10 protein-coding genes and 1 tRNA gene are annotated in these 15,499 nt (G+C 36.3%); 4 read left to right on the top strand and 7 right to left on the bottom strand.

Annotated elements, in window-relative coordinates; all coding sequences use genetic code 11:
* Positions 1-9: 9 nt before the first annotated feature.
* From murQ to O9307_RS11630, 3 genes are all read right to left on the bottom strand, one after another.
* Complete coding sequence (gene murQ / locus O9307_RS11640) at positions 10-822, bottom strand: N-acetylmuramic acid 6-phosphate etherase (RefSeq protein WP_298299413.1); 813 nt, start codon at positions 820-822, stop codon at positions 10-12.
* Positions 823-1,049: 227 nt separating this feature from the next.
* Positions 1,050-2,303 carry a RagB/SusD family nutrient uptake outer membrane protein gene (locus O9307_RS11635; RefSeq protein WP_298299410.1) on the bottom strand — a complete coding sequence of 418 codons (1,254 nt, stop codon included), beginning with the start codon at positions 2,301-2,303 and terminating at the stop codon, positions 1,050-1,052.
* 14 nt (positions 2,304-2,317) lie between these two features.
* On the bottom strand, positions 2,318-5,383 hold the full coding sequence (locus tag O9307_RS11630) for a SusC/RagA family TonB-linked outer membrane protein (protein WP_298299407.1): 3,066 nt from the start codon (positions 5,381-5,383) through the stop codon (positions 2,318-2,320).
* A 229-nt stretch (positions 5,384-5,612) separates the two neighbouring features.
* Here O9307_RS11630 and O9307_RS11625 point away from each other — a divergent pair, with 229 nt between their 5' ends.
* The 3 genes from O9307_RS11625 to O9307_RS11615 all read left to right on the top strand — a co-directional run bounded on the left by O9307_RS11625 (position 5,613) and on the right by O9307_RS11615 (position 11,447).
* Entirely contained in the window at positions 5,613-6,362 is a 750-nt protein-coding gene (locus O9307_RS11625; protein WP_298299405.1) for a DeoR/GlpR family DNA-binding transcription regulator, read from the top strand.
* A 116-nt stretch (positions 6,363-6,478) separates the two neighbouring features.
* A complete protein-coding gene (nagB, locus tag O9307_RS11620) occupies positions 6,479-8,395 on the top strand; it encodes a glucosamine-6-phosphate deaminase (protein ID WP_298299402.1) in 1,917 nt (638 codons plus the stop codon).
* Positions 8,396-8,531: 136 nt separating this feature from the next.
* Positions 8,532-11,447: an FAD-binding and (Fe-S)-binding domain-containing protein gene (locus O9307_RS11615; protein WP_298299400.1), complete on the top strand. Its 2,916-nt coding sequence runs from the start codon at positions 8,532-8,534 to the stop codon at positions 11,445-11,447.
* 266 nt (positions 11,448-11,713) lie between these two features.
* Here the strand turns inward: O9307_RS11615 and O9307_RS11610 are convergent.
* The 4 genes from O9307_RS11610 to O9307_RS11595 all read right to left on the bottom strand — a co-directional run bounded on the left by O9307_RS11610 (position 11,714) and on the right by O9307_RS11595 (position 14,846).
* Positions 11,714-11,800 (bottom strand) — tRNA-Ser (locus O9307_RS11610).
* A 56-nt stretch (positions 11,801-11,856) separates the two neighbouring features.
* Positions 11,857-12,885, bottom strand: coding sequence for an asparaginase (locus tag O9307_RS11605; protein ID WP_298299394.1), 1,029 nt, complete (start codon positions 12,883-12,885; stop codon positions 11,857-11,859).
* A complete protein-coding gene (locus O9307_RS11600) occupies positions 12,875-14,011 on the bottom strand; it encodes a 1-acyl-sn-glycerol-3-phosphate acyltransferase (RefSeq protein WP_298299391.1) in 1,137 nt (378 codons plus the stop codon). The genes O9307_RS11605 and O9307_RS11600 overlap by 11 nt, the downstream gene beginning before the upstream one ends.
* A 67-nt stretch (positions 14,012-14,078) precedes the next feature.
* On the bottom strand, positions 14,079-14,846 hold the full coding sequence (locus O9307_RS11595) for a TatD family hydrolase (protein WP_298299388.1): 768 nt from the start codon (positions 14,844-14,846) through the stop codon (positions 14,079-14,081).
* 84 nt (positions 14,847-14,930) lie between these two features.
* On the opposite strand from O9307_RS11595, the gene O9307_RS11590 reads away from it, so the two are divergent.
* Positions 14,931-15,380, top strand: coding sequence for a retropepsin-like aspartic protease (locus tag O9307_RS11590; protein WP_298299385.1), 450 nt, complete (start codon positions 14,931-14,933; stop codon positions 15,378-15,380).
* Positions 15,381-15,499 lie beyond the last annotated feature (119 nt).

The raw sequence follows: 15,499 nt of genomic DNA, 5'->3' as shown, positions 1-15,499 counted from the left end.
AAGGATGTCTTATTTCATTTTAGTAAGTACAGCGCGTACACTTTTGTATTTTTTAAGCAAATCAACCGCTTGTTGTTCGTCGATAGCTAATTCGTCCATAATCATTTTGATGCCTCTGTTCACAAGTTTTTCGTTCGACAATTGCATGTCAACCATTTTATTTCCTTGTACTTTACCAAGTTGGATCATTACAGCAGTAGAAATCATGTTGAGCACTAATTTTTGAGACGTTCCTGCTTTCATTCGGGTACTACCGGTCAAGAATTCAGGTCCTACTACTAATTCAATGGGATAATCCGCTTCTTTGGAAATTAAACAATCACTATTGCATGAAATACTTCCTGTAATACAATTGTTTTCTCTAGCTTTTTTAAGACCTCCAATCACATAAGGCGTATTTCCGGAGGCAGCTATTCCTATGACTACATCAGCACTTGTGATGTTGTGTTTTTTTAAGTCTTCCCATGCTTGATTCGCATCGTCTTCGGCATTTTCAACGGCTTTTCTAATGGCTATATCTCCACCAGCAATAATACCAATAATTACATTGTCAGAAACTCCAAAAGTAGGCGGGCATTCAGACGCATCCAAAACTCCTATTCTACCAGAAGTTCCTGCGCCGATGTAAAACAAACGCCCTCCTGATTTCAGTTGTTGAACAATTGCATTGATTAAGGGTTCAATTTTAGGAATTTGTTGTTCAACAACATCAGCCACTTTTTTATCCTCTGCGTTAATTCCTGTAAGAATTTCTTCGGTGGACATTTGATCCAAATTGGAATAATGAGATTCTTTTTCTGTATCTGGATTATCTTTTTTCATTTGATTGAATTTAGATGAATAAAATTAAAGTCAGTTGTAGCTATTCTGTCTAACAAAATTTAACACAAATCAATACTAATTTTTATAGTAGTAAAGTACTCCTTTTTTTCGCGCAAATTTGTGCCAATTTATTTGTCCTTTTAAATCAGAACGGACTAGATAGTTACAATGAGTTAAAAAAAAACAAGGAAGATAAATGCATACCTTCCTCGTTTTTAAGATAATTATTAATTTGCGGGGTCAGTAGGTGTATTAGGATTGTTGAACCTTTCAGAATCTGGATAAGGATACCAATTTCTATTTCTTTCTGTCGCAGGGCGATTAAAACGCCTGCTGTCCTCTAATTTTAAACCTGACATGTATAATTCAATACAACGATTTTTGTAAATTTCGGTTAAAATACTTGCCTGATCCAACGTTCCTGTATAAGCAGGTAAGTTAGCCCCAACGCCAAAAGCATCGCTACTAGCCGTTTTGGTCAACACTTTGTTGAGTTCAGTTACTGCACCTGTCAAATCGTTTTTACGCGCTAAAACTTCTGCTTTTATCAAGGTAATTTCACCCGGAAGGTAAAAAGGAATTGATTTTAAACTCGTATCAAAAAAACCTAAAGCTTTATTATCTGCTGTTACATAAAAATTGATTCTCGCATCTGCTGAAGCTGGTGTAAGCGCAGAAGACAATCCTAAGTTTCTGTCTCTAGGCTGATAGTTATTATTTGTTGCAATAGAGTTAAAGGCGATAGGATTGTTTGTTAAGGCGTCAAATCTAAACTCTGATTTTACGGTTACATTAACCAAGTTTGCATACGCCAAGGCGTTGTCATTATCTCCAAGCATTAAATAATAACGGGCTAATAATGCATTAACCGTATTTTTGTAACTAATTCCTGCTACCAATCCAGTAAAACCGTTTGCCGTATTTAAATAAGGTTCGGTTGCTTTTAAAGTACTAATAACTTTGGCTAATACCTCTGCTCTAGATTTGAATTCAGCATTTTTACTGGTTTCTGTTGGCACTTTTTCATAAAATTGAATCAGGGTTCCTAACGCCATTGCTTTGAAAATAGAAGCGTGAGTAAATACACTTGCTTTTTCATTTTCAACTGTCAAAACATTGATGTTATCCAATATTTTTTGAGCCTCAGAATTGATTACCATACCATAAGCCCATAGGTTTTTTGCTACTGCATTGTTGGCGGTCAAAGAAGTTCCACCAGCCTCAAGAAAACCTTCGTCAACATTACCAGCATTAACTACTCTTAATTCCCTTGTAGTCAAACCATTTGCTGTTATTGAGGTATAAAGAACACTTGCTCTTCCATTTGACCATAATTGTTGTAACCCATTTGTTGCACCAATTAATCCTGATCTAGTTGATAAAACCTCTTCTTGAGAAGGCTTTGTTGGGTCGAGAAATTCTTCGTTGCAAGACACTAAAAAGGCGCCTGCCACTACGATTGATAAAAGTATTTTTTTCATATTCGTTTTATTTATTAAAATTGAAATTTCACCGCCAAAGAATAAGTTCTTGGGATTGGCACCGTACCAAAATTATACTTCGCTACAGAAGACTGTCCACCTGAGTTGGTTTCTGGATCAAAACTTGGGAATTTATCCCATGAATACAAGTTTCTACCGCTAGCGGTTACGGTCATATTAGTAAAGAAACTATTTAATTTACCAAAATCATAGCTCATAGAAACTTCTCTTAATTTCAAATAACTACCATCAACTACTCTAAATTCTTCAATATTGTAAATAGACCAAATATATCCTCTTGGTAATTCTCCGTTTAATTCTTTGGCAACAAGCTCTCCATTACCAACACCTTGACGCGTTCTGTAATCCGCATCAAAAACATCAACACCTTGAACTCCGTCAAATAAAACAGACATTCCGAATTTTTTGTAGTTAAAATTAGCTCCAAAAGCAATGATATAATCTGGATTTGGATCTCCAATTTTTTTGCTTAACACCGATCCCGTTGGTTGCCCGTTTGCATCTCTCGAAGGTGTTCCAGTTGCTGCATCTCCTCTTTCGGTTTGTGGGTATCCTGCTGGAGTTAACAACAAACTACCATCTGCATTTCTTGCAAAGTAAGTTCCATAATAAATTCCTATTGGCTGATCCTTTTCTGCAAATACTGGAGCTCCCGCAGGATTATTATCTAACTGAAAACGTTGTTGAGGAAGGTCTGTCACTTTATTTCTGTTTCGGCTATAATTTACAAATACATCTAAATTTAATCCTTCTTTTTTGATGACATCATAGCGTAATCCTATTTCAATTCCTTTATTGTTCATTAAACCGACATTCTGTATGGTATTCGTTGCTCCAGAGGAAGGCGCTAATTGAACTGGCAATAATAAATCTTTGATATCAGCATTGTAATAATTGAAGGACAAATTGATTCTATCCTTTAAGAAACCAAAATCAGCACCAACTTCGTAAGTAGAACTTCTTTCTGGTTTTAAATCTAAATTCCCTTGTTTTAGTCCTTCTAAAGTAAAGGCAGAATTTCCAATTAATGTTCCTGATGCATAATTAGTAAAACGTGCGTAAGGAGTAATTGCAGTTAAGCTTCCTGATTCTCCCCAAGATGCTCTTAATCGAGCAGAGCTTACAAAAGAATCCTTCATGAATTTTTCGTCAGACAAAACGTAACTTGCGCTTACTTTTGGAAAAAATTGAGAACGGTTAGCTTTGGCAAAAATAGTAGAGGCATCATTTCTTGCTGCTACTGTCACAAACAATTTGTTCTTAAATGCAATAGTTTCTTGCAAGTAAAAACCCCATAGATTGTAACTCGCCTTACTAGCAAGTGGAGAACCTGGAACCAAAGTATTAAAGGCATTAATTGTTTCAACAAAAGGTTTTAAATCTCTTCCTTCTAAGGCAAATAAATTATCTCTGTACGTTTGGATATTATATCCTGCATAAGAGGTTAATTTTAGATTTGAGTTAATATCCCAAACATAACGTAAATTCAAATCATTATTTAATTGCACCACTCTATTGGTCGCTTCAGAAACATAACCATCATTAAAATAGGCCGTATTTACTCCTGCATAAGGATATCTTGGTATAAAAACATTACCGCGTTGATTGTAATTATCCAATCCAAAAATAAAATCTGCATTGAAATTTTTGAAAGGTTTGTAGTTCAATTGCAAATCAGCAATCATACGATCTGTTTTTTGAGTGATGTTAAACGTTTCAATTACAGATAAAGGATTAACCCTAACTGGATCTACTGCCATCAAGTTACCATTTGAATCTCTTTTATTCAAATCATATATGTTATTGGTAATGGTAACTGAGTTGATTGGACTCCAAAAAACATTCCCATCTGGTTTTTCATTAGAACTAGAGTTAATATAATTTAACCCAACAGATGCTGATAGTTTATCATTAAATTCATGTTGCAATCTCAATTTTGCCCCAATACGGGTAAAATCAGTATTTTTGATAATCCCTTCATTTTTCAAATACCCCACAGAGGTAAAATACTTCGTTTTATCATCACCGCCTCGCATAGAGAAATAGGTATCATTTCCTATACCAGTAGTAAAAATATCATCTTGGTAATCATAGCGCTGAATACCAGATATTGTTCGTGTTTCAAGATTTCGGCCAGCTACACTTACAGTAGTTGCACTAGCTGGTTGATTTTGTATTGGGAATAAAGCTGCTGAGCTATTTACAAATTGCTTATCAGACATATTCACATACACTTTTTTACGTAATGAATTAGATGTTATACTTGTTGAAAAATTAAATGTTGGCTCACCAGATTTTCCTTTTTTGGTAGAAATTAAAACAACACCATTTGCAGCACGAGATCCATAAATTGCAGCTGCTGCGCCTCCACTAAGGATTTCAATACTTTCAACGTCATTAGGATTGATGTCAGAAGATCTGTTTTGACCAATTTGTAAATTTGAATTTCCTTTACTAACATTTAAATTGGTAACATTGGTTGTAGCATTATTCAATACTACTCCGTCAATAACATATAACGGATCAGACGAACCCAATATAGAAGAAGTTCCTCTAAGTTTGATAGTGAATCCTCCAGCGGGGTCTCCAGAATTCTGAGAAACTTGCGCTCCAGCAATTTTTCCCTGAATGGCCGAGGATAAATCTACAGGCTTTGCCTTATTCAATCCTTCGGATTTTATGGTTGTTACAGCGTTTCCTAATTCTTTTCTGGTAACGCGGACTGTTGAACCAAGAACAACTACTTCATTTAATGTTCTCACCTCTTCAACAAGAACAATATTGAATGAGTTTTTGTCGCCTACATTTACGGATTGCGATGTAAATCCAACAGAACTAAAAGTAAGAACGTCTTTTTCAGAAGCACTAATACTAAAACTTCCGTCAAAATCAGTAACACTGCTTTTAGTTGTTCCTTTTATAATTACAGATACTCCGGGCAAAGGAAGCCCATCTGTTTTGCTTTTAACAATTCCACTTACTGTTTTGTTTTGAGCGAGTGCAAATTGCACAAACAATAACATTAAAAATGGAATTAATTTGGTTTTTTTCATTTTCATAATTTGTTTTTTTATGATTAAGTCGCTAATATAAAAATAATTTTGAAACACACACCACTTTATGCGTTTTTTTTAATAAAAATAGTTAAATAACGCATAATAACGCATTTAATTTAACGTTAATGGCTACAAATTGAAAATTAAACCATACAATTATAGTTATATCTATCTAATTAGCATAATAATGCATCTTGTTGTATCTTTGTTTCAATTACAAATAACTACAAACATGCTAAAAGCCGAAAGACATACGTATATACTGAAAAAAATTCATGAGGAATTAAAAATAAACACCATTGATTTAGCCAAAGAACTACAAATATCCGAAGATACTGTTCGAAGAGATCTAAACGAACTACACAATAAAGGGAAACTTGTTAAGGTTTATGGAGGCGCTTTTCTAGAAGAAGAGAAATCAACCAATATATTTGATATTCAAATCTTAAATGAGGATAAAAAAATCGCTATTGGAACAAAAGCCCTAACTCTTTTATCTGATGGTCAAGTTATTATAATGAGTGGAGGAACAAGCAACTTGGCCTTTTCAAAACTAATTCCTTCCGAATTAAAGGCTACTATTTACACGTATAGTTTGCCCATTGCCATGCAATTATCTCAGCATCCTAATATAGATTTAATTTTTATCGGGGGTAAACTGCAAAAAAACGCGATGGTCACCATTGGCATGGATGTAGTGCAGGTTTTGTCTAACATTAAAGCCGACATTTGTTTTATGGGCGTGAGTAGTATTAATGTTAAATCTGGCTTAACCGAAAAAGGATATGAAGTTTCGATTGTAAAAAAAGCAATGATTCAAGTTTCTGATAAAGTGGTAGCTATGGTTGATTCAAGTAAATTAGACACTAAAATGCCTCACGCGGTCTGCGAATTAAATCAACTGCACAGCATCATTACCGATCTTTCACCAAAAGACCAAAAACTAAAAGAATATAGTACTTCAGGAGCTAATTTAATTTAATAACTGCGTTTTGTTGCGTTTTTTGATTTTATTTTGTTAAATTATTGCATAAAAAAGCATTTCGTTTTTTCGTTTTTATATATTTGTGATATAATTTACCATAATCTCAAAACTATATGACCGCACAACACAATATATCTTACGAAAAACCAGGAAAATATGAATCCTCTAGATTAGAAAAGATACACAATGTAATTTTTGAAAATTCTATCTCAGGCTCTATTGCTGTAGCAAATGAAATTGCGGCTTTGATTAAAGCAAAGCAAAAAACCAACTCTTTTTGTGTACTAGGGCTGGCCACTGGCTCTTCACCTATTAAGGTATATGAAGAATTAATTCGTTTGCACAAGTCTGAAAATCTAAGTTTTAAAAATGTTATTACATTTAATTTAGACGAATATTTCCCTATGAAACATGATGACATTCAAAGTTATCATCATTTCATGAACGAACATTTATTCAAACATATTGACATTTTACCAGAAAACATCAATATTCCAAACGGAGATTGCACTATTGAAGAAAGCCTCATTGAATGTGCTCAATATGAAGAAAAAATAAAGCGTTTAGGAGGCTTAGACTTCCAATTATTAGGAATAGGCAGAACGGCTCATATTGGTTTTAACGAGCCTGGTTCGCATCAAAATTCATCCACACGCATGGTCACTTTAGATCACCTTACTCGATCTGATGCCGCAAGTTCTTTTTTAGGATTAGAAAATGTACCAAAAAAAGCGGTTACCATGGGTATCGCAACCGTGTTGGAAGCGAAAAGAATTGTATTATTAGCTTGGGGACATCACAAAGCAAAAGTTATTCAAGAAACGATCGAAGGATGGATCACGACTAAAAAACCAGCTACCTATTTGCAACACCATCCAAATGTTACTTTTATTTTAGATCAAGAAGCGGCCTCTTTATTGACACGAGTGAATACGCCTTGGATCGTTGATAGTTGCGAATGGAATTCAGAATTAATTAGTAAAGCCATTGTTTGGCTTTGCGAACAAACACAAAAATCCATTTTGCACCTTACCGATAAAGATTATTTTGAACACGGGATGGAAAGTTTGCTAGCCATTGAAGGCACTGCGTATGATCTGAATATCAAAATGTTCAACAAGTTACAACACGCTATAACGGGTTGGCCTGGCGGAAAACCCAATTCTGACTTTCAAAAACGACCTGAGCGTTCGACTCCTGAGAAAAAAAGAGTTATTATTTTTAGCCCACACCCAGATGATGATGTGATTTCTATGGGAGGTACATTTGATCGACTAGTGGAGCAAGGGCATGAAGTTCATATCGTCTATCAAACCTCAGGAAATATTGCAGTTTCCAATGATGAAGCTTTAAAATTTGCCGAAATTGGACGCGTTTTTAATCCTGAAAATGAAACATATTCTAAAATAATTGAATTCGTTAATCAAAAAAATAATGCCCATGCGGATATTATTGAACTCCGAAATTTAAAAGGGCAAATCCGTCAAAAGGAATCCTTAGGTGCGACTCGCTTTTTGGGGTTACCGGACCACCAAGTTCACTTTTTAAATCTTCCATTCTACGAAACGGGCACGATTAAAAAAAGCCCTTTATCGCAAACAGACATTGATCTGATGATTGCTAAAATTGAAGAAATTCAGCCGCACCAAATTTTTGCAGCAGGTGATTTAGCAGACCCACATGGCACCCATAAAGTATGTTTGGATTCATTATTTATGGCCATAGAGCAGATAAAACATCAACCTTTTATGAACGATTGTTGGGTGTGGTTATATCGTGGCGCATGGCATGAGTGGGAAATTCATGAAATTGAAATGGCAGTTCCCATGAGTCCCAATCAAGTATTAAAGAAACGAACTGCCATTTTTTATCATCAGTCACAAAAAGACGGCGTGATGTTTCAAGGAGATGATTCCCGTGAATTTTGGGTTCGCGTTGAAGAACGCAATAAAGACACGGCAGAAAAATTCAAAGCTTTAGGCTTAGCAAGTTATGCAGCAATGGAGGCTTTTAAACGCTACCATTATTAAAAAAAATTGTTAGTTGGTTTTAGTTTTTTTTACACCCTTCTAGCGCTTTTTAAATTGAATATTTTTCAATTTAAAGCGCTAGATTTTTTTAAATTGTAGACCAAATACTTAAATTTCAGAAATTACATCTCTTAATATGTCACAAATACTCCCCTTAGAACAATTATCCAAAGCGCTTGAAGGCGATCTTTTTTATGATGAATTGCATAGAGTAATTTATGCAACGGATGCTTCGGTGTACCAAATTAAACCACTGGCCGTCGCACAACCAAAAACAGTAGCCGATATTCAAACCCTTGTACGTTTTGCCAATGAACACCAAATTCCGTTAACCCCCAGAACGGCTGGCACATCATTAGCTGGACAAACCGTGGGTAGTGGCATTATTGTAGATGTTTCAAAATATTTTACCCAAATTATTTCTTTGGATCAAGAAAATAAAACCGTTACCGTTCAGCCCGGTGTGATTCGCGACGAACTTAATTTGTTTTTGAAACCGTTTGGTTTGTTTTTTAGTCCCACTACTTCGACCTCCAATCGGTGCATGATTGGCGGAATGGTTGGAAATAATTCTTCAGGAACTACCTCCATTCGCTATGGAGTAACAAGAGATAAAATTGTAGCGCTTCAAGCCATTCTGAGTGATGGTTCGGCTACGGTTTTTAAATCACTTACCTCGGAAGCATTTATTGAAAAAACCAAAGGATCTTCTTTAGAAAATCAGATTTACAGAACGCTGTATGAAGAGCTATCAAATACTAAAACGCAAAATGAAATTGTAAAAGAATTTCCAAAACCAGAAATCCACCGAAGAAATACAGGTTATGCCGTGGATTTGTTGTTAAAATCTGATCTGTTTTCTGGTGCTGAACCCACAATAAATCTAGGCACCTTGCTTTGTGGAAGCGAAGGAACTTTGGCCTTTACTACAGAAATAACTCTCAAAGTAGATGATTTGCCTCCCGCTTACAATATTATGGTGGCAGCACATTTCCACAGCATTCAAGAAAGCCTAGAGGCCGTAATGATTGCCATGAAACATCATTTGTACACCTGTGAAATGATGGATGACACTATCTTAAACTGTACCAAAACCAACAGGGAACAAGCCAAAAACCGATTCTTTATTCAAGGAGAACCCAAAGCCATTATCATGCTAGAAGTTGCGGCCGATACTATCGAAGACGCTGAACGTCAAGCCGAAGCTTTAATCGATGACTTAAAACAAAACAACTTTGGCTATGCTTTACCTAAATTATATGGCGAAGACATTGATAAAATTAATGCTTTACGAAAAGCTGGTTTAGGTCTTTTGGGAAGCATTGTTGGCGATGATAAAGCCGCTGATTCAATAGAAGATACCGCGGTAGAATTGAGTGATTTGCCAAATTATATTGCAGAATTTGCCGCAATGATGAAAAAGTACGGACAAGAGGCAATTTATTATGCCCACGCAGGGGCAGGTGAATTGCATTTACGCCCAATTCTGAATTTAAAAAAGAAAGAAGATTTACAATTATTTAGAACCATTGCGACCGAAGTTGCTGTTTTGGTGAAAAAATATAGAGGTTCACTTAGCGGTGAGCATGGAGACGGCATTGTTCGAGGTGAGTTTTTACCCTATATGATTGGCGAAAGCAATTATGAATTACTAAAACGTATCAAAAAAGCATTTGATCCCAACTCTATTTTCAACAAAGGACGCATCACGGATACCCCAAAAATGGACGAAAATCTCAGGATCGTATCAGGCAGAGAAGAACCTACGATTCAAACCATTCAGGATTTCTCTGATAGTATGGGAATTTTACGCCTAGCAGAAAAATGCAACGGCTCAGGTGATTGTAGAAAATTACCTTCTGCCGGGGGTACTTTATGCCCAAGCTATCGCGCCACACGAAATGAAAAAGATACCACAAGGGCTCGCGCCAATAGTTTAAGACAATTTCTAACAAATTCTGATAAAGACAACAAGTTTGATCATGAAGAGCTGTACCAAGTTTTTGATTTGTGCGTAAGTTGTAAAGCTTGTGCAAGTGAATGTCCTAGCAACGTTGATATTGCTTCGCTCAAAGCAGAGTTTTTGTACCAATACCAAAAGGCTAACGGTTTTTCGAAGCGAAATAAAATTTTTGCCTACAATGCAACATTGAATACTTTAGGAAGTTTAACGCCTACATTTACCAATTGGGTTTCGAATTTAGCTTTGGTTAAAAAAACCATGGGAATTGCCCCTCAACGCGTAGTACCACATTTAGCCCCCACAACCTTTCGAAATTGGGTAAAGAAAAATCGTAAAGACGCAGCAACTACTTTATATCCAAATGGACAAGTCTATCTATTTTGCGATGAATTCACTAATTTTTACGATGTTGGCGTAGGCGTTGACACTTATGAATTATTGACCCAATTAGGCTACCAAGTTGTAATAATTGATCATCAAGAAAGTGGTAGAGCTTTTATTTCGAAGGGATTTTTGGAACAAGCCAAAACTATCGCGACACGCAACGTAGCGATTTTCAAAGACATTGTTTCGGCAGAAACACCTTTACTTGGTATCGAACCTTCGGCTATCTTAACGTTTAGAGACGAATACCTTCGACTTGCAGAAGACAAAGCTGGGGCAGAGCAATTAGCCAAGCATGTTTTTACCATTGAGGAGTTCTTCAAACGAGAAATCGAGAAAGGCGCCATACGAGCCGAACATTTTTCGGATCAGGCCCAATCAATTAAAATTCACGGTCATTGTCATCAAAAAGCATTAAGTGCCGTTGAAGCCACTTTTGTAATGCTGAATTTACCCAAAAACAATACCGTTACCATCTATAATTCTGGTTGTTGCGGAATGGCGGGTTCTTTTGGATACGAAAAAGAGCATTATGAAATTAGTATGCAAATGGGAGAAGATACTTTGTTTCCAAAAGTCAGGGCGACTGATTTACATACTATTATTTCCGCGGCAGGTACAAGTTGTCGCCATCAGATTTTGGATGGAACAGGAAGAGAAGTCCATCATCCTGTTACGATTTTAAAAAGCTGTTTAAAGCAATAAAATATTCCATGACGCATAGGAAAAACCTTAAGTATTGAAACATTCACTACTTCTCGATTTCTAAATGCACATTCAGCAGAAACATTGAGAATTGAAAAAAAAGCTTGCAAAAACACTATACCACTTGGATACCTCAACAAACACAACGTTATAGTATAGCAAGCTAGAATAATCTTGAAAATAAAAATTTGAAAGAATACTAATTAATAAAACCCTTTACATCCTGATGATTCAAAGGGTTTTATTTGGAATTGTGAATGAATCAGCAGAGAGGAAGGGATTCGAACCCTCGATACAGTTACCCATATACTAGCTTTCCAGGCTAGCTCCTTCAACCACTCGGACACCTCTCTAATTGGGATTGCAAATAACATAAAAAAAAATGAGTTAGAAAAGGAAAAAGTAATTATTATCCCATTTCTCCTCGGATTGCATTTTCGAAGCTATTTTTAAAATCAGAAGCTGGAATGTTCTGCCCCAAAAGATGCATTAATTTAGTAATGGCGGCCTCTGTGGTACAGTCTTTTCCAGAAATAACACCAATTTTTTTGAGTTCTGAACTCGTTTCGTATTTCCCCATATTGACACTTCCGCCAGAACATTGTGTAACGTTTACAATAGGTATCCCAGAAATGATGGCTTGTTGTAACAATTCAATAAACCATTCCTCTGTAGGCGCATTTCCAGAACCATAAGTCTCTAGAACAATGCCTTTTAGATCTGGAATATTTATTAGCGTTTCCAATACTTTTCGATTGATCCCTGGAAACATTTTTAGAATCATCACATGAGTATCAAACGCTTTGTGAACACGAAAAGGTTGGTTTTCATCCAAAGGCAGCAATAAATCTTTATTCACCTTTAAATGCACGCCTGATTCAATTAAAAAAGGGTAATTGGGAGAAGTAAAAGCATTAAAATGTTCTGCACTTATCTTCGTTGTACGATTACCACGGTACAATTTGTATTCAAAATACAAACCGACTTCTGTAATCACTGGTTTTCCATTTTCTTGTAAGGAGGCAATTTGTATGGCGGTAATCAGGTTTTCTTTGGCATCGGTTCTCAAATCTCCAATAGGCAATTGAGAGCCTGTAAAAATCACTGGTTTTCCTAAGTTCTCCAACATAAAACTCAAGGCAGAGGCAGAATACGACATCGTGTCTGAACCGTGTAATACCACAAAACCATCAAAAGCAGTATAATTTTGCTCAATTACTTCGGCAATAGCCACCCAGCTTTCTGGACTTATGTTTGAGGAATCGATAGGATTTTCAAAAGAAATCGTTTCAATGGCACAATCCAATAACTTCAACTCAGGAACGCGTTGCAAAAGCTTGCTAAAATTGAAGGCTTTGAGCGCACCTGTCTCAAAATCTTTTTGCATACCAATGGTACCTCCGGTGTAAATCAAAAGTATTTTGGTACTAGAGCGCATCAGTGTATTTTAATTTATTAACTACAGGATTCGCATACATCGCCAAAAATCCTTCTAAAAGCTTTGGATTATCATGATCGATTCGCAATTCTAGACGACGTTCGAATAACGACTTTTCATTTTCGGTGTACTTGTGTGCATATTGATTGGTTTTGTGCAATAGATCATAGGCAATAAAATTAGTCGGCCATAATTTATAGTTGGTCAAAACCGCATCGTCTATGGTTTGCGCCAAGGCCAAAACTTGTTTATTGGCGTTTTCTTCCTCGGCAACAATCGTATCAATTTCGGAATCGATGACTTTACCCACATGAATATGAATGCGCTTTTTTTGTCCCAAAACACCACTCAAAATGTTTTGAAAATCTTCATTTTTCTCTTTAATGTAAATCTCGTTATTGGCCTCAGCCATCAATTGCGGCATCTTGAGAACATCGGTCGGATCGTATTCATACGAAATAGAAACGGGTACAATTTTAATTTTCTTAAAATAATCCATGACTTTTTTCTCATCTGAAGCCATGCCTAACATTTTTAGCACCCCCGGATTCGTAGCATCATTGCCGTCTTTGGTTCTCCCTTCACGTTGTGCAATCCAAACCGAACGATTTTCATGCATCAACAGCTGCCCTATATATTCAGAAAGCAACTTAGAACTTTGCAACATTTCTCTTGGAGAAAGTCCTCGAAGCACTAAGAAATTTCGATTGAGTTTCGCTAATATTTTCAGAAAAGATTTCTTAACGAGATTATCTCCAATAGCCGATGCTGTCATGACTAATCCGTGTTCGAACAAGGTAGCATTGAGCAAAGTGGTATCTAATAAAATGTCTCGGTGGTTAGAAATAAACAAATACGAGGTGTTTTTTTCTAACTGTTCAAAGCCAGAAGTCGTTAATCCTTCGGAGCTTTTTTCTAAAATTTTGCGTGCGGATTGGTAAATAAAATTACATTGAAAATCACGAATAGAATGCGTTTTCATCAGTTGGCTTTTCCATACTTCATCAGGAACATCTGGAGCAGAAAAATTCATTAATGCCTTCATCATCGGATGCTGAATCACATCGGATAGCGCATCGTTTACTTCGGAATCATAAAATGGCCGAATGGAGTCAAATTTTTGCATTTTGATTTTCATTTTTAATGGGAACAAAAGAACAAAAAAAAAACGGAAACTTAAGGTACTTTTCGGCTTAAATCCCAAATACCCGTTTGGAATTCTCAGTTGTAATTTGCGCTATTTCTGCCACACTTTTATTGTAAATTGCAGCCAACTTTGCGGCGACATTCACCACATAACTGCTCTCGTTTCTCTTGCCACGAAAGGGAATCGGGGCCAAATAAGGCGAGTCGGTTTCGAGTACAATGTGGCGTAAATCAATGCGGTCTAAGAACTGGTCAATTTTTCCGTTCTTAAACGTTACTACCCCTCCAATTCCTAACAACATATTATAAGAAATCGCCTGTAATGCTTGTTCATAGGTTCCCGAAAAACAGTGGAATATTCCAAACAATTCTGGACTTTTCTCTTCTTCTAGAATTTCGAAAATTTCATCAAAAGCCTCACGACAATGAATCACAATCGGCAATTTGTACTGCTTTGCCCACTGAATTTGTTGCCTAAAAGCAATTTGTTGCTCCTTAAGATGCGTTTTGTCCCAATACAAATCGATGCCTATTTCACCAATGGCGTAGAACTTTCGCTTGGCTAGTTCGGAAGCAACATGCGCTAACTCGGCTTCGTAATTGTCTTTCACATAAGTTGGGTGCAAGCCCATCATCAAAAAAACATTCTCTGGAAAATCCTGCTCCAAATCATACATTGCTTGCGTACAAGTCGAGTCGATAGCTGGAATAAAAAAACGAGAAACGCCAGCATTGATGGCACGTTGTATCATTTCGCTTCGGTCTTGGTCAAATTCTTCAGCATATAAATGGGTATGCGTATCGGTAAGTATCATTGTATCATTTTTGCGGGACAAAGTTAGCGTTTTGCCCTAGTAGTTTTAAAATTTTTAGGCTACTTTTGAAAAGGCACTTTTATTATGGAAAATCTACACGCACTCTTACAAACCGAAAACTATCAAAAAATCCGATTCAAAATCATCAAAACCCAGCATTTATTGGTCAAAGCCAAAATCAATGGTATTGCGGGCAATTTCATACTCGACACAGGCGCTTCAAGTAGTTGTGTAGGTTTTGAAGGCATCGATTTCTTTCAGTTAAAGGCCAAAAAATCCAAAACCAAAGCCGCAGGCGCAGGCGCCACTGGAATGTTTACGCAAATTGCCACAAAAAACCTATTGCAACTGGGTTCTTGGAAAGACAGCAGTTTTGATATTGTAATTTTTGATTTGTCTCACGTTAATGAGGCTTTATTGCAACACAAAGCAAAACCTGTACATGGAATTATAGGTGCTGATATCTTGATAAAAGGAAAAGCGATTATAGATTATTACAATCATTATTTGTATTTAACCCAGATTCCGCATTAGAAATCTACTACAACTAAATTCTTCTTCAAAAGCAAGAACTTACTCCCATTTTTAAATTCAAAATACAAAAGTATTCCTTCTTCAAAAATAGTCCGTGAGCTCTTGCTTTTATTGAATAA

The organism is Flavobacterium sp. (genome assembly GCF_027531905.1).
Lineage (GTDB): Bacteria > Bacteroidota > Bacteroidia > Flavobacteriales > Flavobacteriaceae > Flavobacterium.
The sequence above is the reverse complement of the archived record's forward strand: the minus strand, read 5'-3'. Positions and strand labels throughout refer to the sequence as shown.

Excerpts from the sequence above, each read along its gene's own strand:
- murQ (WP_298299413.1), bottom strand. The coding sequence starts at position 822 with ATGAAAAAAGATAATCCAGATACAGAAAAAGAATCTCATTATTCCAAT.
- O9307_RS11635 (WP_298299410.1), bottom strand. The coding sequence starts at position 2,303 with ATGAAAAAAATACTTTTATCAATCGTAGTGGCAGGCGCCTTTTTAGTG.
- O9307_RS11630 (WP_298299407.1), bottom strand. The coding sequence starts at position 5,383 with ATGAAAATGAAAAAAACCAAATTAATTCCATTTTTAATGTTATTGTTT.
- O9307_RS11625 (WP_298299405.1), top strand. The coding sequence starts at position 5,613 with ATGCTAAAAGCCGAAAGACATACGTATATACTGAAAAAAATTCATGAG.
- nagB (WP_298299402.1), top strand. The coding sequence starts at position 6,479 with ATGACCGCACAACACAATATATCTTACGAAAAACCAGGAAAATATGAA.
- O9307_RS11615 (WP_298299400.1), top strand. The coding sequence starts at position 8,532 with ATGTCACAAATACTCCCCTTAGAACAATTATCCAAAGCGCTTGAAGGC.
- O9307_RS11605 (WP_298299394.1), bottom strand. The coding sequence starts at position 12,885 with ATGCGCTCTAGTACCAAAATACTTTTGATTTACACCGGAGGTACCATT.
- O9307_RS11600 (WP_298299391.1), bottom strand. The coding sequence starts at position 14,011 with ATGCAAAAATTTGACTCCATTCGGCCATTTTATGATTCCGAAGTAAAC.
- O9307_RS11595 (WP_298299388.1), bottom strand. The coding sequence starts at position 14,846 with ATGATACTTACCGATACGCATACCCATTTATATGCTGAAGAATTTGAC.
- O9307_RS11590 (WP_298299385.1), top strand. The coding sequence starts at position 14,931 with ATGGAAAATCTACACGCACTCTTACAAACCGAAAACTATCAAAAAATC.